The 19,578-nt window shown below is 64.5% G+C and carries 13 protein-coding genes; 3 read left to right on the top strand and 10 right to left on the bottom strand.

Annotated elements, in window-relative coordinates:
• Positions 1-55: 55 nt before the first annotated feature.
• Positions 56-3,037 (bottom strand): Rne/Rng family ribonuclease, encoded by a 2,982-nt coding sequence (locus HF684_RS08500; protein ID WP_248279177.1) that lies wholly within the window; start codon positions 3,035-3,037, stop codon positions 56-58.
• Positions 3,038-3,338: 301 nt separating this feature from the next.
• On the opposite strand from HF684_RS08500, the gene HF684_RS08495 reads away from it, so the two are divergent.
• A complete protein-coding gene (locus HF684_RS08495) occupies positions 3,339-3,986 on the top strand; it encodes a vitamin K epoxide reductase family protein (protein ID WP_169252147.1) in 648 nt (215 codons plus the stop codon).
• A 153-nt stretch (positions 3,987-4,139) separates the two neighbouring features.
• Here HF684_RS08495 and ndk read toward each other — a convergent pair whose 3' ends face one another.
• The 6 genes from ndk to HF684_RS08465 form a co-directional block, all read right to left on the bottom strand.
• A complete protein-coding gene (ndk, locus tag HF684_RS08490; protein ID WP_169252146.1) occupies positions 4,140-4,559 on the bottom strand; it encodes a nucleoside-diphosphate kinase in 420 nt (139 codons plus the stop codon).
• Between the two features lie 83 nt (positions 4,560-4,642).
• Positions 4,643-5,008, bottom strand: coding sequence for a DUF4233 domain-containing protein (locus tag HF684_RS08485; RefSeq protein ID WP_025776799.1), 366 nt, complete (start codon positions 5,006-5,008; stop codon positions 4,643-4,645).
• Positions 5,005-6,501 carry a folylpolyglutamate synthase/dihydrofolate synthase family protein gene (locus HF684_RS08480; RefSeq protein WP_169252145.1) on the bottom strand — a complete coding sequence of 499 codons (1,497 nt, stop codon included), beginning with the start codon at positions 6,499-6,501 and terminating at the stop codon, positions 5,005-5,007. The genes HF684_RS08485 and HF684_RS08480 overlap by 4 nt, the downstream gene beginning before the upstream one ends.
• On the bottom strand, positions 6,498-9,761 hold the full coding sequence (gene ileS / locus HF684_RS08475; RefSeq protein WP_169252144.1) for an isoleucine--tRNA ligase: 3,264 nt from the start codon (positions 9,759-9,761) through the stop codon (positions 6,498-6,500). Before ileS ends, HF684_RS08480 begins: the two co-directional genes overlap by 4 nt.
• A gap of 314 nt (positions 9,762-10,075) precedes the next feature.
• Positions 10,076-10,831 (bottom strand): SDR family oxidoreductase, encoded by a 756-nt coding sequence (locus HF684_RS08470; protein WP_169252143.1) that lies wholly within the window; start codon positions 10,829-10,831, stop codon positions 10,076-10,078.
• Positions 10,832-10,910: 79 nt separating this feature from the next.
• Positions 10,911-12,101 carry an acyltransferase family protein gene (locus HF684_RS08465; protein ID WP_169252142.1) on the bottom strand — a complete coding sequence of 397 codons (1,191 nt, stop codon included), beginning with the start codon at positions 12,099-12,101 and terminating at the stop codon, positions 10,911-10,913.
• Between the two features lie 188 nt (positions 12,102-12,289).
• On the opposite strand from HF684_RS08465, the gene valS reads away from it, so the two are divergent.
• Positions 12,290-14,935 (top strand): valine--tRNA ligase, encoded by a 2,646-nt coding sequence (gene valS / locus HF684_RS08460; RefSeq protein WP_169252141.1) that lies wholly within the window; start codon positions 12,290-12,292, stop codon positions 14,933-14,935.
• A 229-nt stretch (positions 14,936-15,164) separates the two neighbouring features.
• Entirely contained in the window at positions 15,165-15,857 is a 693-nt protein-coding gene (locus HF684_RS08455) for an AIM24 family protein (protein ID WP_025776805.1), read from the top strand.
• Positions 15,858-16,137: 280 nt separating this feature from the next.
• On the opposite strand, the gene HF684_RS08450 is transcribed toward HF684_RS08455, so the two are convergent.
• From HF684_RS08450 to HF684_RS08440, 3 genes are all read right to left on the bottom strand, one after another.
• Entirely contained in the window at positions 16,138-17,424 is a 1,287-nt protein-coding gene (locus tag HF684_RS08450) for an MFS transporter (protein WP_169252139.1), read from the bottom strand.
• A 12-nt stretch (positions 17,425-17,436) separates the two neighbouring features.
• Positions 17,437-18,720 (bottom strand): ATP-dependent Clp protease ATP-binding subunit ClpX, encoded by a 1,284-nt coding sequence (gene clpX / locus HF684_RS08445; RefSeq protein ID WP_169252138.1) that lies wholly within the window; start codon positions 18,718-18,720, stop codon positions 17,437-17,439.
• 196 nt (positions 18,721-18,916) lie between these two features.
• Complete coding sequence (locus tag HF684_RS08440; protein WP_169252137.1) at positions 18,917-19,561, bottom strand: ATP-dependent Clp protease proteolytic subunit; 645 nt, start codon at positions 19,559-19,561, stop codon at positions 18,917-18,919.
• Between the last annotated feature and the right edge of the window lie 17 nt (positions 19,562-19,578).

Here is a 19,578-nt window from a genome sequence, read left to right as displayed (position 1 = left end):
GCGCCCCGTCGACGGATGTCGACGGGGCGTTTGCCGTTTCAGCGAAGGACAGGTGTCAGTCCTGACCGATGATGACGAACGAGGTCGGCAGCTGTTCCTGCTTGGGGGCAGGAGACTTCTTCACCGATTCGCTCTTCTTCGCCGGAGCGGCCTTGACCGGTGCGGCGGCAGCGACCTTCGTCTCACTGTCCGCGCCGATCATCAGCGGCAGGTCCTGCGGCTCTTCGGCGGCCGGTTTCGTATCGGGCGCAGGCTTCCGTTCGGCAGCCGGCGCCTGTTCGTCGCTGCTCGACTTATCTGCGTTCGACTTCTCGTCGGTCTTCTCCGACTGTGAATCGTCGTTGCGGTCCGAACGGGACCGGCGGCGACCGTTGCGTGAACGCGAGCGGGATTTGCCGGTCTCGTCGCTGCTCGACGAGTCGGCAGACTGAGAAGAAGCGTCGGACGTCGTCGACTCGGCCGATTCGGTGTCGTCCTTCTTCAGCGTGGCTTTCGCGATCGCGGCGACGGCCGACCGGGACGCATCCGATGACACGGTCTCCTCGGTCGACTCGGACTCGTTGTGCTTGGCCTTCGATCCGGAGTCACTCCGACGCTTACGGTCACGGCGGTTGTCGTGATTGGACCGGTTGCCGCGGTGAGCCTTCGAACCGTCTTCTTCCGATCCGGGCAGCAGCAGTCCTCGCCCGGTGAGGTCCTCACCGGCGCTGACCAGGGATTCGGCGAGTCCGGTGCCGATGCGTTTGCGCGTCATCTGTACGAGACCCAGCGACGTCACCTCGGCGACCTGATGCTTCGTCCGGTCTCGACCGAGACACTCGACGAGGCGGCGCACCACGAGATCCCGGTTGGATTCGAGCACCATGTCGATGAAGTCGACGACGATGATGCCGCCGATGTCACGCAGACGGATCTGCCGAATGACCTCCTCGGCGGCTTCGAGGTTGTTGCGGGTCACCGTCTCTTCGAGATTGCCTCCGGAACCGGTGAATTTGCCGGTGTTGACGTCGACGACCGTCATCGCTTCTGTGCGGTCGATGACGAGGGACCCTCCCGAGGGCAGACTCACCGTCCGCTGGAGCGCCTTCTGGATCTGCTCTTCGATCCGGTAGTGGTCGAAGATGTCCTCGTCCTCGTTGTAGCTGTGGACGCGTTCGAGCAGGTCCGGGGCCACCGATTCGACGTACTCGTGGATCGTGTCCCATGCACTGTCGCCGTCGATGACGAGCGAACTGAAGTCCTCGTTGAAGACGTCTCGGATGATGCGCACGATCATGTCGGGCTCACTGTAGAGCAGCTGCGGCGCCAGCACCTTCGTCGACTTCGACTTCTTCTCGATCGTCTCCCACCGCTTGGCGAGACGTTCGACGTCACGCGAGAGATCGGAGTCGGTGGCGCCTTCGGCGGCGGTGCGCACGATGACGCCGTTCGAATCGCCGACGAGCTGTTTGAGCAGCTTCTTCAGGCGTGCCCGCTCATTGTCGGGCAGCTTCCGTGAGATTCCGGTCATCGAGTTGCCGGGCACGTAGACGAGGAAGCGCCCGGGCAGTGAGATCTGACCGGTCAGCCGGGCACCCTTGTGCCCGATCGGATCCTTCGTCACCTGCACGAGCACGGCATCACCGGGACTCAGCGCGGTTTCGATGCGGCGCGCCTTGCCGTCCATGCCGAGTGCGTCCCAGTTGACTTCACCGGCATAGAGCACGGCGTTGCGGCCCTTGCCGATGTCGATGAACGCCGCTTCCATGCTCGGCAGCACGTTCTGGACCTTGCCCAGGTAGACGTTGCCGATCAGCGATGACTGCTGACGGTTCTCCTTGAGGTAGTGCTCGACTGCGATCCCGTCCTCGACGACGACGAGCTGTGTCTGGTCGCCGCTCTCCCGCACCAGCATGGTGCGGTCGACGGACTCACGCCGGGCGAGGAACTCGGCCTCGGTGATGATGGGACGACGACGTCCGGCCTCGCGCCCCTCCTTGCGCCGCTGGCGCTTGGCCTCGAGCCGGGTCGATCCCTTGAGCGAGGTGACCTCGTCGCGATCGGTGCTGCGAGTGCGGGAACGACGGCGGCGACGCCGGCGCGAACCGGAGTCGGAGTCATCGTCGTCTTCGTCCGAATGGGAATCGTCGGAGTCCTTGTGGTCGGAGTCCTTATGATCCGACTTCGACTGCGAGTCATCGCCGTCCGCATCGGAGCTCTGCTTCGAACCGCGTCTGTTCGACCGTGATCCTCGCTTCGACGACTTCGAACTCTGCCCTTCGGCGGCATCCGAGGTCTCGTCCTCGGAATCCTTCGAATCATCGGCGGAGTCCGCGGAATCGTCGTGTGAGTCATCGCGATTGCGCGAACGACGCCCGCGGCCGCCCCGGCGCCGGCGCGGACCGCCTGCGGACTCATCCTCATCGTTGTCGTTCTGCCTGTTCTCCTGTGGGGACGAGGAGTCGTCATCGGAGTCGCGGGAATCGTCCCAGTCGGCGTCGGAGTCGTCCTCGATCGTGACGACCTCGGCATGTTCGGCCTTCGGCACCTGGAAGATCAGGCCGCCGTCATAGGGCACCGCAGGGGCAGTGCGGGGTTCGGGGGCGGCAACCGGCGGGGCAGGTGCCGCGAAGGGATTGCGCGGGTCGAAGCTCGGCGAAGCCTGAGCCGTCTCCGGCGCGCGACCGGAGTCCCCGTCGTCAGAGTCCCGGTCATCAGAGTCCCCGCTGCCATCGGAATCGTCGTCGCTGTCGTCAGACGAGTCACTTCGGACGAACTCCTCGAAGACGAGCCCGCGATTGGCCACGGCTTCACGTGCTGACTTCGGCCCGCCTCGGCGAGGGGCGGGTTCGTCCGCATCGCCGTCGTCATCGGCATCGCCGATGCGCAACGATTCGGCTGCCTCGGCGATGTCATCGAGACGTGCACGCACGGTGTCGTCGACATCATCGTGTTCGGCGTTCTTGGCACTGACCGTCTGCTGCAGATTCGCGAGGTCCGCGAGAATGCCTTCGGTCGGATCTGTCGACTCTGTACCGTCGTTCGACGTATCGTTCATCGTATCTCCCTGTCCGAAGACTCCGTCCACACCGTACGAATCTTCGGATCCTTGCATGGTCCGCGATGGACCGAAACCTGTGGATGGCACGTGAGGCTCGCGCTCAGCGCGTAGGCCCTCCGTGCTGCCTCATCTTGTTGTCGACCTGCGAGGTCATACCCTCGACTCGGTGGAGGCACTTCTCCTGTTCGGTGTGAGAACAGGTATCCGTCAGACCATTATGTCACAGAAGTGCTTCTGCGCTGAGGTTTCTCGTGGTACGGGGTTTGCTGCGCTGGACACGGCGAGGCATTCTTGAGGGGTGAACACCACATTGACTCCTCCCGATGATCGTCAGACCGCCGGCACCACCTCGTCGTGGGTGGTCAGATCCGCTCCGTTCGGGATCTTCCTCATCATCGCCTCGGTCATCGGCTTCCTCGCCTCGTTCTCGCTGTCGGCGGAGAAATACGACAAGCTCGCGAATCCCGACGTCGTGCTCTCCTGCGACCTCAACCCCTTCTTCTCGTGCGGTTCGGTCATGGAACATGCCGAAGCAGAGCTTCTGGGCTTTCCCAATCAGCTCATGGGCATCGCGGCCTTCGTCATCCCACTGCTGCTCGGAGTGCTCATTCTGTCCGGGACCCGCCTGCCCCGGTGGGTGATGATGGGGCTGAACATCGGGCTGGGCTGCGGCGTGGCGCTGGTGATGTTCCTCTTCTATGTCTCGATATACAAGATCGGAGTCGGCTGCCCGTGGTGCATCATCGTGTGGACCGTGACGATCCCGATGTTCATGGCCGTCACTGCCCGCAATCTCCTCACCGGAGTCTTCGGCCGCCGGACAGCCGACAATGCGGTGCTGAGGGTCCTGGCCAAGGAGAACATCGCCCTGTCCGTGCTGTGGATGCTCATCATCTTCGCGTGCATCGTCGTACAGTTCTGGGCGTTCTTCTCCAATCTGCTCTGATAAGACGCACGCAATCGGGATCCGAGCCGGCAGATGCCGGCGTGGTCTCGATGTGTGAAATCAGTGAGGGCGCCCTACCGACTGGTGGGGCGCCCTCACTGCATCCGACCGGCGCGGCTCGGATTTCGGCCGTGCGCGAACTTCGCCCGGCCGTCAGTCGTCGGCCGGGTACCAGATCCCGATCTCGCGTTCGGCCGATTCGGTCGAGTCGGAACCGTGGACGAGGTTCTTCTGCACGTTCTCACCCCAGTCGCGGCCGAGGTCGCCGCGGATCGTGCCGGGAGCCGCAGCCGTCGGGTCGGTGGCTCCTGCCAGCGACCGGAAGCCGGGGATGACACCGTGTCCGGAGGCGATGATCGAGACGATCGGTCCCTCGGACATGAAGTCGACCAGCGGCTGATAGAAGGGCTTGCCTTCGTGCTCGGCGTAATGGGCTGCCAGTTCGGCGGCGGTGGCCGAACGGAGATCCAAGGCGTCGATCGCATAGCCCTTGGCTTCGATGCGGGCCACGATCTGTCCGACGAGTCCGCGAGCGACTCCGTCGGGTTTGATGAGGATGAGCGTACGTTCCATTCCGGTCCTTCCGATTGCGTGTGGACGTCGGTGGACAGTCTACCCGGGCGCCCAGGCGGTGCTCGCCTCGGCGCCCTCACAGGTCAGCCCCGCGCTGCGACCTCACGATCGATGCGCGCCGACCAGTAGACGGCCACTGCCCACAGTGCGATGAAGAGAGCTGCGACGAAGAACATCGAGGTGAGCACGAAGCCGGAGGCCAGCAGCAGTCCCTGGACGACCCAGCCGATGATCACGCCGGGGCGTCTCTCACCGATCCGACGCGGCAACAGGATGACGGCGATGATCGCCAGCACAGCGACGATCGAGGCTCCGATGAGCAGCTGGGCCAGGGTCAGGGTCTGCGCAGACTTCACCGACAGGCCGAATGTCGTGAGCACGGCGAAGTAGACGACGACGAGTTCGCAGATGAGGATCGATCCGCACAGGACGGGATACTTCGATTTCACTGCTCCTCCCCCCGTCCGAGGAGCAGACGGGCCTCGGCCACTGTATAGATGGAACCTGTGACGACGATCCCGGGGCTCTTCGCGTCGACGCTGTTGGCCAAGTCGATGGCCTTCATCAGGGCGGCATTGAGATCGGAGGCGACGATGACCGAATCCTCGTCGACCCATTCCCTGACCGCCTCGGCGAGCTCGCCTGCCGGCAGCGACCGGGAGTTGAGATTCTCGCTGACGACGAACACATCGGCGCTGCGGTGAAGCTCTTCGATGACACCGTCGCTGTCCTTGTCGGCCAGCATCGCCAGCACTATGACGACGTAGTCGAAGTCGAACGCCTCGGTGAGGGTCTCAGCGAGCACATGGGCGGCATCCGGGTTGTGGGCGCCGTCGACGACGACGCTGGGCCCGGTGCGCACGAGCTCGGCACGGCCCGGCGAGGACACCCGGGCCAGCCCCTCGGCCACGGTCTCCTGGTCGAGCGGCTTGTCTTCGGCGCCGAGGAAGGCTTCGGCTGCGACGATCGCGACCGCGGCATTGTGAGCTTGGTGGATGCCGTGCAGGGGAAGGAACAGGTCGGAGTAGATGTCCCTGCGGCCCTGCACGGTGATGAGCTGACCGTCGACGGCTCGCTGCCGATCGAGGAGACGGAAGTCCCGGTCCTCTGCGGCCAACGGAGCCCCGCGACGAGCGGCTTCCTCATCGAGGACGGCCTGGGCGGCTTCGTCCTGGACGGCAGACACGGCGACGGGGTCCGGGGCCGGGCTGTCTGCGACGCTGCGATCGAGGATGCCGGCTTTGGTTGCGGCGATCTCCTCGATGGTGTCGCCGAGGAACGCCTGATGATCGAGTCCGATCTTCGTGAAGACGCACACCTGAGCATCGGCGACGTTCGTCGAATCCCAGGCTCCGCCCATGCCGACCTCGGTGACGACGACATCCACGGGGGCATCGGCGAACACAGCGAAGGCCAGGACGGTCAGCGCTTCGAAGTAGGTCAGCGTCGCACGGCCTTCGGCCTCGAGCTGGGCATCGACGATCTCGAGATACGGGGCGATCTCGTCATAGATGCGCACGAAGGTGTGAGCCGACACGGGGGCACCGTCCACGGAGATCCGTTCCGTCACCGAATGCAGGTGAGGGCTGGTGAACCGGCCGACTCGGAGCTCGTGAGCGGTGATGAGCGAATCGATCATCCGCGCCGTCGAGGTCTTCCCGTTGGTTCCCGTGATCGTGATCGTCGGGGCCGCGGTGTGGACATCGCCGAGGATCTCACATGCCCGCCGGGTCGCGTCGAGGCGCAGTTCGACCTGGGTCTCCCCCGCCCGGGCCAGCAGCAGAGCGTAGACGCGGGCGAGTTCGGCGCGAGTGGCCTCATCGACGACCGGCTCCGGGACGGGCTCCGGCTCCGTTTCGTCACCGGACTGCGGAGCTTCGACAGCGGCCAGCAGCTCCTCGGCTGCAGTCAGCGGATCCTCGGCTGAGGTGTCGTCGCTCATGCGCGCTTCACCGCCAGACGGGTGCCGCCGGGAAGCTCTTCGGGACTGAAGACCGCGGCGTCGGACTCGGCCGGGCCGAAGGCCAGCGACGTCGTCAGTGTCTCGCCGGCGATGAGGTCGGCGTGGGGTTCGAGGGCGGCGACCGCCTCGGGGCCGGCTTCGACGGTGACGGCGATCCGGTCGGAGATGTCGAGGTCGAGCTGCTTGCGGATGCCCTGGATGGCACGCACGGCATCTCGGGCCATGCCTTCGGCTTCGAGTTCCGGGGTGACTCGCGTATCGAGGGCGAGGAAGCCGGAGTCGAGAGCTGCGAGCTCCATGCCTTCGGTGCCGGACTCGGCGACCGATTCGAGGGTGTATTCGCCGTCGACGAGCTCGATTCCGCCGCTGATGACGGTGCCGTCGGCAACGGACCAGTCTCCGGTCTTCGAGGCCTTGATGACCTGCTGGACCTGCTTGCCCAGACGGGGCCCCGCGGCACGGGCGTTGACGACGAGATTCTGCGACAGGGAGAATCCGGCGGCCTCCGCCTCGGCGACGTCGAGGACCTCGACGGTTCGCACATTGAGCTCATCGGCGATGATCTCGGTGAAATCGGAGCTCAGGTCCGTGTCGGTGGCGACGGTCAGCTGCGACAGCGGCAGACGCACGCGCAGCTGATTGGCCTTGCGCACCGAGGAGGCCGTAGAGCAGATATCGCGGGTGAGATCCATGGCCGCGACGAGGTCGGCGTCAGCGGGGAAGACATCGGCATCCGGATAGTCGGCCAAGTGCACCGACCGTTGCCCGGTCAGACCCCGGTAGATCTCTTCGACCGTGAACGGCAGCAGGGGTGCAGCCACTCGGCAGAAGGCCTCCAGGCAGGTGTAGAACACGTCGAAGGACTCGTGCGTCTCGGCACCACCGTCCCAGAACCGGCGGCGCGAACGGCGCACGTACCAGTTCGTGAGCATGTCGAGGTAGCTGCGGACGAGTTCGCATGCCGCCCAGATGTCCAGGTTGTCCATCGCCTCGGCGAATTCGCTGATGAGGTCGTGCGTCTTGGCCAGCAGGTACCGGTCGAGGACCTGAGACGAGTCGTAGCGGGACTGTGCCTGGTAGCCGGTCTTCTCCCCCGCCGGACCGTCGGCCGCGTTGGAGTAGGTGGCGAAGAACTGCCATGTGTTCCACAGCGGGAGCACGACCTGGCGGACACCGTCGCGGATGCCCTGTTCGGTGACGACGAGGTTGCCGCCGCGCAGGATGGACGAAGCCATGAGGAACCAGCGCATGGCATCCGAGCCGTCGCGGTTGAAGACTTCGTTGACATCGGGGTAGTTGCGCAGAGACTTCGACATCTTCTGCCCGTCGGAGCCCAAGACGATGCCGTGGGAGATGCAGTTGGTGAATGCGGGCCGGTCGAAGATCGCTGTGGCCAGGACGTGCAGAAGGTAGAACCAGCCGCGGGTCTGTCCCACGTATTCGACGATGAAGTCGGCCGGGAAATGGTAGTCGAACCATTCGGAGTTCTCGAACGGGTAGTGCACCTGGGCGTAGCTCATCGAGCCGGAGTCGAACCAGACGTCGAAGATCTCCGGGATGCGCTGCATCACGGAATTGCCCGTGGGGTCGTCCGGGTTCGGGCGGGTGAGGTCGTCGACCCACGGGCGGTGGAGGTCGACCTCGCCGGAGTCGTTGCGCGGCAGACGTCCGAAATCGGCTTCGATCTCGGTCAGAGAACCGTAGACATCGGTGCGCGGGTAGGCCGGGTCGGAGGAGATCCACACCGGGATCGGCGAACCCCAGAAGCGGTTGCGGGAGATCGACCAGTCGCGGGCGTTTTCGAGCCATTTGCCGAACTGTCCGTGCTTGACGTTGTCGGGCACCCAGTTGATCTGCTCGTTGAGTTCGACCATGCGGTCCTTGAACTCGGTGACGCGGACGAACCAGGACGACACGGCACGGTAGATCAACGGATTCCGGCAGCGCCAGCAGTGGGGGTAGGAGTGTTCGTAGGACTCGTGGCGGACCAGCAGCGCATTCCGCGACTCCATCGGTCCTGTGTGGTTGCGCAGGTCCTTGATGATCGCCTTGTTCGCGTCGAAGACCTGCTGCCCGGCGTAGTCGGCAACGGTCGTGTCGAAGCGACCGGCGTCGTCGACCGGACGGGCGGCGGTGATTCCGAAGGAGTCGGTGAGCTCCTTGTCCTCTTCACCGAAGGCCGGCGACTGGTGGACGATTCCGGTGCCGTCGTCGACGGTGACGAAGTCCGCAGCAAGGATCGTGTGCATCCTCTCGCCGAATTCGTCCTGCCGGTCCTCGAAGTAGGGGAAGGCAGGTTCATAGGCGGCGCCGACGAGTTCGCTGCCGGGGAAGGTGCGCAGAACCTGGGGTTCGGCACCGAGCTCACGGGCGTAGGCGCCGAGCCGCGCCTCGGCGAGGATGAGCGTCTTGCCCTGGAGCTCTTCTGCTCCGTCTTCTCCGGGAACGACCGCGACGAGCGGGATCTCCGGGTTGACGGCCACTGCCTGGTTCGACGGAACCGTCCATGGCGTCGTGGTCCAGATCAGGACCCATTCGTCGGAGTCCTTGAGCTTGTAGCCGATGGTCACGGCCGGATCCTGACGCATCTTGTACACGTCATCGTCCATGCGCAGCTCATGGTTCGACAGCGGCGTCTCGTCCTTCCAGCAGTAGGGAAGCACGCGATAGCCCTCGTAGACGAGGCCCTTGTCCCACAGCTGTTTGAACGCCCAGATGACGCTTTCCATGTATTCGACATTGAGCGTCTTGTAGTCGTTGTCGAAATCGACCCACCGACCCTGACGGGTCACGTACTCTTCCCACTCCTGGGTGTAGCGCAGCACCGAGGAGCGGCAGGCGTCGTTGAAAGCGGCCAGACCCATGCGGCCGATCTCGGACTTGTCTGTGATGCCCAGCTGACGTTCGGCTTCGAGCTCGGCCGGCAGACCGTGGGTGTCCCAGCCGAACCGGCGGTCGACCTTCTTGCCCCGCATCGTCTGGAAGCGCGGGACGACGTCTTTGACGTAGCCGGTGAGCAGGTGGCCGTAGTGCGGCAGGCCGTTGGCGAAGGGCGGGCCGTCGTAGAAGACGAACTCGTTCTCGCCGTTGACACCGGCGTCGCGCTGGGCGATCGACTCCTTGAAAGTGTCGTCCTCCTGCCAATAGCGCAGCACAGCGTCTTCGATGGCAGGGAAGTTCGGGGACGACGAGAGGCCGAACGTCGAGGTCGACACCTTGGGATAGAGAGGCTGAGTCATGAGCGTCCTTCTGGGTCACTGCGGTCACTGTCACGAGGACGACAGTCTGCCGCGGTACCACCTCGCTTATCCGCAGGTCTGGCCGTTGAGGTCAGTCTGAGGATCGCTCATTGACTAAGACGATGACGGGTCCACCCGTCCGGGTCTACTGAGAACGCAGCGATCAGGACGCTGGTTCCGTTCTTCCGGATGCTCCCCGGTGATGGCCGGATCGACGCAAGACAATCGTATACCGTCGACTCCGCCCGAGACCACCCGGCGGGCTACTGCCGAAGTTCAACCCCGAGGCGGCCGCGGGCAGAAGCCGTGAGCGCTCACAGTCCCCGATTGCGGGCGACCTTGTGCTGGGCGGCCTGGGCGATGGGCCTGATGACCATGAGATCGACGTTGAAGTGGTGAGGCCGGGTGAGCGTATACACGATGGCATCGGCGACGTCGTCCGCGGTCAGCGGATTCACGACTCCTTCGTAGACCTTCGCGGCCTTCGCTTCGTCACCGCCGACACGTTTGTAGGTGAACTCATCGGTGGCGACCATTCCGGGGGCGATCTCGATGACGCGCACGGGTTCGCCGGCGAGTTCGAGTCGCAGGGTCGCCGCAACGGAGTGGGTGCCGTGCTTCGCAGCGACATAGCCTCCGCCTCCCTCGTAGGCCTGATGACCCGCGGTCGAGGACATGACCACGATGTCTCCGCGGCCGGAGTCGATGAGCGCCGGAAGCAGGGCCTTGACCACGCGCAGCACACCGAGGACGTTGATATCGAACATGTCGCGCCACCCGTCGACCGATGCCTCGGCGACGGTGTCTGTTCCGAAGGCGGCCCCGGCATTGGCCACGAGGGAGTGGACGACTCCCCCGGCGAGCACCTGCTCGGCCATGGACGCCACGGCGGCGTCATCGGTGAGGTCGGCGACGATGTAGTCGGCTCCGGTCTCCTCGGCGAGAGCCTTGAGCTTGTCCTCACGGCGGGCTACCGCCACGACGTCCCAGCCCTGATCTCGCAGCTGTCTGACCGCGGCGGCACCGATTCCGGAACTGGCTCCTGTGACGACTGCTCTGAGCGTTTCCATCTGAGTTCTCCTCTGTCGGGTCTGTCGGTGGGTGATGAGTCGGGATTCCGGTGACGGGATCTCCTGTCCGGATCTCAGTCTACGGAGTCGGCTCTCGTCCGGCATCGGTGTCGTCTGAGCCGAGATCGCTGTCGGCAGGTCGTCTCCGGGCAGGATCGGGCGAGTCGGGTGCGACCGGGGTCATCGGCGTGCTCGGTCGGGGGTGCGGATTGCGCGACCCGCCTTCGCCGAAGACGGCGCGCAGACCTGGGATCTTCACGGCCAGCCAGGTGAATGCGGCGCAGACGAGCGCGTAGGCGATCGGCATGATCACGGCGTGGAGGACGACGCCGGGCACGGTGTCCGGCAGGCCCATGGCGTTGCGCACCGGGTAGAGCAGGAGCGGATGGAGGAGGAACACTCCGAAGGAATACGGGTAGAACCGGTGCAGCGGTCCGAATCCAGTGCGCATATGGAAATGCAGAAGGAGATACGCAGCGATGGAGGCGATGACGACTCCGGGGGCGAGATATTCGTAGGGGAACATCCACGGCTTCTCCCCCGGTCCCAGACCGGCCCAGACGGCGGTTCCGGCGGCCGCGATGGTGAAGCTCGCCCAGGCCACGATGGCACCCCTGGCGGAGAGGACGATATCGCGCAGCACCCACCCGAGGATGTAGAAACCGGCCATCGGCAGGAACCGAGTCGCGATATTGGCTTCGCCGACGTCGAAGATCATCGACACCCACTGGTCGGTCATGCCGATGCCGAGGAAGATCAGCCCGGTCCCCCACTGCAGACGGCGGGAGCCGTGCACGCTCAGGAGGCGGAAGAACGGGGTGAGCAGGGTCAGTCCGCCGAGAACGTAGAGGAAATAGAGCTGGACGAAGGGTGAACCGGTGAGGATCGCGATGCCTGGATTCCATGCCTGGTCATCAGGCTGGAGGTAGAAACGGCGGAACAGAACATAGACGATGGTCCAGAACACGAGAGGGATGCCGATCCGCCAGACCCGCTTGGACAGGAACGTGCGCGGCTTGCCGCCCCGGTCAGGATCGAGGGCCAGCGCGCCGGAGATCATGATGAACACCGGCACCGACCACCGGCAGGCGGAGTCGACGGCGTTCGCCAGCCACCAGTCGGGGCCCATTCCTGCGAAGTTCTCTTCGACGACGGTTCCCAGGGAATGGATGGCCACGACGGCGATGATCGCGATCGAACGTGCCGGATTCATCCACGCGGTCGACGTGGGCGGCGGATTCTCTGTCGGAATTCGGTCCAGGGGCGCCATGCGTCCATCATGTCATTGCCTGCGGCGCAGTCGACTCACTGCGCTTTCAGGGTGTGAGCTCTCCCATGCCGCCGGCCGAGGCCCGGCTGCAGGCGAGAGTGCAGCGCTTGTGCTCCGGTGAGGCTTCGCCCGGCTGCAGGCGCGAACCGGTTTGGCCGATCGCGGACCGAGTGAGAAAATCAGCAATTATGAACACACCTGCCTTTTCGGACTCGACGCACGAGTCAGTGAACCTGCCTGACAAACCGGCCCTCGAGGGCCTGCGGGACAAATGGGACGCCGCGTGGAGCGAGCAGAACGTCTACGCCTTCGACGTCGACACCGATCGCGAGCAGGTCTACTCGATCGACACTCCCCCGCCCACAGCATCGGGGTCGCTGCACGTGGGACACGTGTTCTCGTACACGCAGACCGACATCATCGCCCGCTATCAGCGGATGACCGGCAAGAACGTGTTCTACCCGCTGGGATGGGATGACAACGGCCTGCCCACCGAACGACGGGTGCAGAACTACTACGGAGTCACCTGCGATCCCAGCCGGCACTACGATCCGGACTTCCATCCGCCGGAGAAGGCACCGAAGAATTCGCGCGACTTCGTCAAGGTCTCTCGCCAGAACTTCATCGAGCTGTGCGAGAAGCTCTCGGCCGAGGATGAGAAGGTGTTCGAGGACCTCTTCCGCTCCACCGGGCTGTCGGTGGATTGGAAGTACACGTACCGCACTATCGATGACGATTCTCGTGCGGTGAGCCAGCGGGCGTTCCTCACCGACCTGCAGAACGGCCATGCCTATTCGCAGGACGCCCCGACCATGTGGGACGTGACCTTCGGAACCGCTGTCGCGCAGGCCGAACTCGAAGATCGTGAACGCGAGGGTGCCTATCACAAGGTGAAGTTCTTCCCCGAAGGCGCCGACGGCCTGGCCGACACCACGGCGGAGCCGATCATCATCCTCACCTCCCGCCCTGAGCTCATTCCCGCTGTCGTGGCGCTCGTCGCCCACCCCGACGACGAACGCTATGCCTCGCTGTTCGGCACCAATGTCGTCTCACCGCTCTTCGGCGTCAGCGTCGAGATCCGCTCCCATGAGCTCGCGAAGTCCGATAAGGGCACGGGCATCGCCATGGTCTGCACCTTCGGCGACCTCACCGACGTGACCTGGTGGCGAGAGCTGGATCTGCCGACCCGCGCGGTCATCAACCGCGGCGGCCGCCTCAACCTCGAGGTGCCCGAGTGGATTGCTCAGTCGCCGAAGCCCGACGCTGTGGCCAACTATGAGGCACTGGCCGGAAAGACCACCTTCTCCGCCCGCAAGGACATTGCGCAGATGCTCGTCGACTCCGGTGACCTCATCGGTGAGATCGAGCCGATCACTCATCCGGTCCCGTTCTATGAGAAGGGCGACAAGCCCCTCGAGGTCGTCACCAGCCGTCAGTGGTACATCCGCAACGGCGGCCGTTCGGCCGAGCTGCGGGATGCGCTCATCGCCCGCGGCCGCGAGATCGAATGGCACCCGGCGTACATGCGCTCCCGCTACGAGAACTGGGTGGAGAACCTCAACGGCGATTGGCTGGTCTCCCGGCAGCGCTTCTTCGGCGTCCCGATCCCCCTGTGGTACCGACTCGATGCCGACGGCCAGCCCGACTACGAGAACCCGATCGTTCCGGAATCGCTGCCCTGCGACCCCATCGCCGAGGCTCCTGCCGGGTTCACGGAAGACCAACGCGATGTGCCCGGCGGGTTCACCGCAGATCCGGACGTGCTCGACACCTGGGCGACGTCGTCGCTGACCCCGCAGCTGCTCGGCGGCTGGTCGCGGGACGAAGAGTTCTTCGACAAGGTCTTCCCGTTCGACCTGCGCCCACAGGGCCACGACATCATCCGCACGTGGCTGTTCTCGACCGTCGTCCGGGCGAACTCGCTCAATGATGCGGCACCGTGGAGACATGCCGGTCTCTCGGGCTGGATCCTCGATCCGGACCGGAAGAAGATGTCGAAGTCGAAGGGCAATGTGGTCGTGCCCTCCGACATCCTCGCCGAGGCGAAGCCCGGCTTCGGCCCGGATGCCGTGCGCTACTGGGCCGCCAGTGCGAAGCTCGGCGCTGATACCGCCTATGACGTCACGCAGATGCAGATCGGACGCCGTCTGGCCATGAAGCTGCTGAATGCGTCGAAGTTCGCTCTCGCACAGGGCGTGCACGCCGGTCTCATCGGTCAGCTCGGGGCTGTCACCCACGACCTCGATCGGGCCCTGCTGGCGAAGCTGTCCGGTGTCGTCGCACAGGCGGGAACGCATATGGCCGCCTATGACTACGCTCACGCTCTGCGTGTGACCGAGAGCTTCTTCTGGGAGTTCACCGACGACTACGTCGAACTCGTCAAGGATCGCTCGTATGGCTCATCGGGCACCGACGATCAGCTGTCCGCCCACGTCACCCTGGCTACGGCCCTGGACGTGCTGCTCCGTCTCTTCGCACCCTTCACACCGTTCGTCACCGAAGAGGTCTGGTCCTGGTGGCGCACCGGTTCGGTCCACCGTGCACAGTGGCCGGCCGATGAGGCTCTGAGCCACCCGGGCTCGACCGTCGATCCCGAGCTCCTGGCTGCGGTGGCTGCGGCACTGACCGAGATCCGCCGCACGAAGACCGAGGCCAAGGTCTCACAGAAGACCGAGGTCGCTTCCGTGACCATTCAGGCGCCGGCCTCCGTCGTCTCCGCGATCAAGTCGGCAGAAGGCGACCTCAGGGCCGCGGGCCGTATCAAGTCCCTGAGCACCGAGGAAGCCGGCGAGGAGATCACCATCGCCGCGATCAGCTTCGTCGAACAGAACTGAGCCGAGGACGAGCCGGACCTCCGAGCCGGTCTGAGTCCCGGTCGGGTCGTACAGAGCCCCACGACAGCCGCTCCTCCGCAGAGTCGGAGCAGCGGGTGCCGTGGGGCTCGTCGCATGTTCCGGAACGGACACACGAACGGAAGGGGTTCTGCGGTCTCTGCCCAGTAATATGGTTCTCGACCACCGACGCACCACCGCAGTCCTCCTTGAACGAAAGGCTCCCAGAACCGTGAGAAGCGAACTGTTTTCCAAGCGCAACGCCGAGATCCAGAACCAGGAGCGGTGGACGCTCCAGTCGAACAAGATGCTGCGTTCGGTGGTCACGCCGAACGCTCCGATGATCGCCACCAAGGGCGCCATGGTCGCCTACCAGGGAGATGTCCACTTCACCCACCAGGGGTCGAAGTCGGTCGGCCAGTTCATGAAGAAGGCGGCCACCGGGGAGGGCGGCAATGTCATGCGCGTCGAGGGACACGGTGAAGTGTTCTTCGCCCGGGAGGCGTCGAACATCTTCATGATGGCGCTCGAAGGACCACAGGACGCGCTGACCGTCAACACCGCTAATCTGCTCGCCTTCGACGACGCTCTCAATTGGGAGATCAAGCGCATCAAGGGCGGAGTCGGTGCCATGGTCAGCGGGTCCGGACTGTTCAACCTCGAACTTGCCGGGCAGGGCACCGCCGCCATCTGCTGCAAGGGCGAGCCCATGGTCCTCGACTGCTCGCAGCAGCCGACCTTCGTCGACCCGCAAGCCGCTGTGTGCTGGTCCTCGGCACTGGCCCCGCAGATCAAGACCGACGTCAGCGTCGGCACCTTCTTCGGTCGCGGTTCCGGTGAGTCCGTGCAGCTGGCCTTCCACGGGCCCGGCTTCGTCGTCGTCCAGCCCGCGGAGAACGCCGTCTACTCGGCTGCCACCAGCTGACACGCCAGGCGGCCGTCCGCGGCCTGACCACGCACCCTCGACCTGCTGCTTCGGCAGCGGGTCGGGGGTGTCGTCGTCTCTCCCGCGCAGCTCCCCGTGTCGCCGCATCGCTCACCCCTCACCCGTCGTCTCTGAACCCACCGGTGCAATAGGGTGTTTTGTCAGGACGGGTGAGGGATACGGTAGCACCGGGAGGTTCTACCGCTGTCAGTGTGGCGTGAGAGCAGCGGTGGGTGTTGCTGTGGCAGATGTGCTCCCGCCTGGACATCACGGCAGAAGATCAGGCGGTGGGGACAGTGTGTTCGCGGCCGCCGCGTTCGACCCGATACTTTCGGAATGTCGGAAAGATCGCCGCGCAGGCGAGCACGAGAACGATGACGGCAATGCCGCCGCCCGCCGAGGCGACCGTGGTGTCGGTGACGGCCGCGACGGAGCCGTGGAGGACGTCAGCAATACGAGGTCCGCCGGCGACGACGACGATGAACACTCCCTGCATCCGACCGCGCATCGCATCGGTGGCGGCCTCCTGGAGCATCGTCTGCCGAAAAGCACCGGAGACGATATCGGCTCCTCCGCCGACCGCCATCGCAGCCAATGCGACGACGAGCGCGGTCAGCCAGAACCCCGCCGCCAGCTCAAGCGACAGCCCGAAGACCGTCATGGCCGCGCCCCAGACGACGATGGCGACGATGACGGCGAGCCCCTGACGCTGCACGCGGGAGACCCATCCGGAGAAGATCCCGGCCAAGGCGCTGCCGCCGGCCAGAGCGGCGAAGAGCAGCGAGAACACGATGCCGCCTTCGGGTGGGCCGTCGAAGGTCTCGGCCGCGATCTGCGGGAACAGTGCCCGCGGCATTCCGAAGACCATCGCAATGATGTCGACCAGCAGAGAGACCATGACGACGGTGTTCGTCCGCAGGTACCGGAATCCATCGACGATGCCTTTGAGTCCCGACCGTGTATCGGGCTGCTTCTGCGGCAGCAGCGACGGCAGTCGGACCACCGCATAGAGCGTGGCGAAGAGGAACACGGCATCGATGACGTAGAGCAGCTGGTACCCGAACAGCGGAATCAGCGCTCCGCCGACGACAGGGCCGACGACGGCGCCCACAGTCATCACGGTCATATTCAGAGAATTCGCCGCCGGCAGCAGATCGAGCGGGATGATCGAGGGCAGCAGAGCACCCCTCGCCGGCTGGTTCAGCCCGAAGAATGCCTGCTGCATTGAAAACACCGACAGCAGCAGCCAGACGTTGTCGACGCTGAGCACCGCGATGAGTGCGAGTATCGCGCTCGTGACGATCAGCCCGACGGTCGAGATGACGAGCAGCCTGCGACGGTCGATGACATCGGCCAGGGACCCGCCCCACAGCCCGAAGACGATGAGCGGCACCAGACCGAACGCACCGGCGAGCCCGACGTAGCCGGACGATCCGGTGATATGGAAGATCTGCGCGGGAATCGCCACCACCGTCATCTGCGCACCGATGACGGTGACGATATTGGCCGACCACAGCCGTCGAAAGGACGCGTACCGCAGCGGGCGCGTGTCAGCCAGGAGTCTCATGCGTTGAGAGACTCAGGCAGACTTCTTATTCGTCCTGTTCCGTGACTTCGGCACGAGGGTCGGGGCGACGTTCGATTCGACGACGTCCTTGGTCACGACCACCTCGGCGATGTCCTCGCGCGAGGGCACATCGAACATGACCGGCTGCAGGACCTCCTCCATGATGGAGCGCAGTCCGCGCGCACCGGTACCGCGCAGAAGAGCGAGGTCGGCGATGGCCTCGAGCGCCTCGGTCTCGAAGGTCAGGGACACATTGTCGAACTCGAACATCCGCTGATACTGCTTGACCAGCGCGTTCTTCGGCTCGGTGAGAATCGACATCAATGCGGCACGATCGAGGTTCGACACGGTGGCCAGCACCGGGAGGCGACCGATGAATTCGGGGATGAGTCCGAACTTGAGCAGATCCTCCGGGAGGATGTCCGCGTAGAGGTCCTCTTCGTCGTTCTTCGACTGCAGAAGGGCACCGAAGCCGATCCCGTGCTTGCCCTTGCGGCCGGCCACGATCTCTTCCATTCCGGCGAACGCGCCCGCGACGATGAAGAGCACGTTGGTCGTGTCGATCTGCAGGAAGTCCTGATGCGGGTGCTTGCGTCCGCCCTGCGGCGGAACCGACGCCTGGGTGCCTTCGAGGATCTTCAGCAGCGCCTGCTGCACGCCCTCGCCGGACACATCACGAGTGATCGACGGATTCTCCGACTTGCGGGCGATCTTATCGATCTCGTCGATGTAGATGATGCCGTGCTCGGCGCGCTGGATGTCGAAGTCCGCGGCCTGGATGAGCTTGAGCAGGATGTTCTCGACGTCTTCGCCGACGTAGCCGGCCTCGGTCAGCGCGGTGGCGTCGGCGACCGCGAAGGGGACGTTGAGACGTTTGGCCAGCGACTGGGCGAGGTAGGTCTTTCCCGACCCGGTGGGTCCGACGAGCAGAATGTTCGACTTCGCGATCTCAACCTCGGAGTCGCTGGAGCCGAGGGTCTTCTCGTCACCCGACTGCAGCGATCGGATGCGCTTGTAGTGGTTGTAGACGGCTACTGACAATGCCTTCTTCGCCGGTTCCTGACCGACGACGTATTCCTGGAGGAAGTCGAAGATCTCGCGGGGTTTGGGCAGTTCGAGCTCGGCCTGCTCCGGGCTGGATTCGCTGAGTTCCTCTTCGATGATCTCATTGCACAATCCGATGCATTCATCGCAGATGTAAACACCAGGTCCGGCGATGAGTTTCCGAACCTGCTTCTGAGACTTCCCACAGAAGTTGCATTTGAGCAGGTCTGCTCCGTCCGCACTGCGAGCCACTGTCACAACCTTTCGCCAGGACGCTTGGTCCCAACTCTACCGCTCGTGTTTCCTGTACCTCAATAGCTTCCCATACGTGGCGGACACGAGCCCCCAGCCACGTCTCGGTGTGTCGGCGGGCAGAACCGGGAACGGGTCCGCACGATCGCAATCGCACGGACCCGTTCTCAGCGCTGATCAGCGCTGACAGCGGTGATCAGTTCGCGTCCTTGCGCGAAGAGAGCACCTGATCGACGAGACCGTAGTCCTTGGCCTGAGCGGCCGTGAGGAAGAGGTCGCGTTCGATGTCGTTCGAGATCTGCGTGGCTTCCTTGTTCGAGTGCTTGGCCAGAGTTGCCTCGAGCCATTCGCGCATCCGCAGCACCTCCGCGGCCTGGATCTCGAGGTCGGAGGCCTGCCCCTGCCCCTGGCCCTGCATCGCGGGCTGGTGGATGAGCACACGCGCATTCGGCAGTGCGAGTCGCTTACCAGGAGTTCCTGCGGCCAGCAGCACGGCGGCGGCGGAGGCGGCCTGCCCGAGGCAGACGGTCTGGATCTCGGGCTTGACGTACTGCATCGTGTCGTAGATGGCCGTCATCGCGGTGAACGAACCACCGGGCGAGTTGATGTAGAGAGTGATGTCGCGGTCCGGATCCTGCGATTCGAGCACCAGCAGCTGAGCCATGACATCGTCGGCGGACGTGTCATCGACTTGGGCGCCCAGGAACACCACACGATCGTCGAAGAGCTTGGTGTAGGGATCCTGGCGCTTGAAGCCATAGGGTGTGCGCTCTTCGAACTGCGGCATGACGTAGCGCGACTGGGGCATGTTCGACGCCGTCGAACCCGGCATAAAGTTCATTGCATTCATTCTTCCCT

The sequence above is a fragment of the Brevibacterium sp. 'Marine' genome (assembly GCF_012844365.1).
In the GTDB taxonomy this organism is placed as follows: Bacteria; Actinomycetota; Actinomycetes; order Actinomycetales; family Brevibacteriaceae; genus Brevibacterium.
Note: the sequence above shows the minus strand (reverse complement) of the source record. Positions and strands in the feature narration are given on the sequence as shown.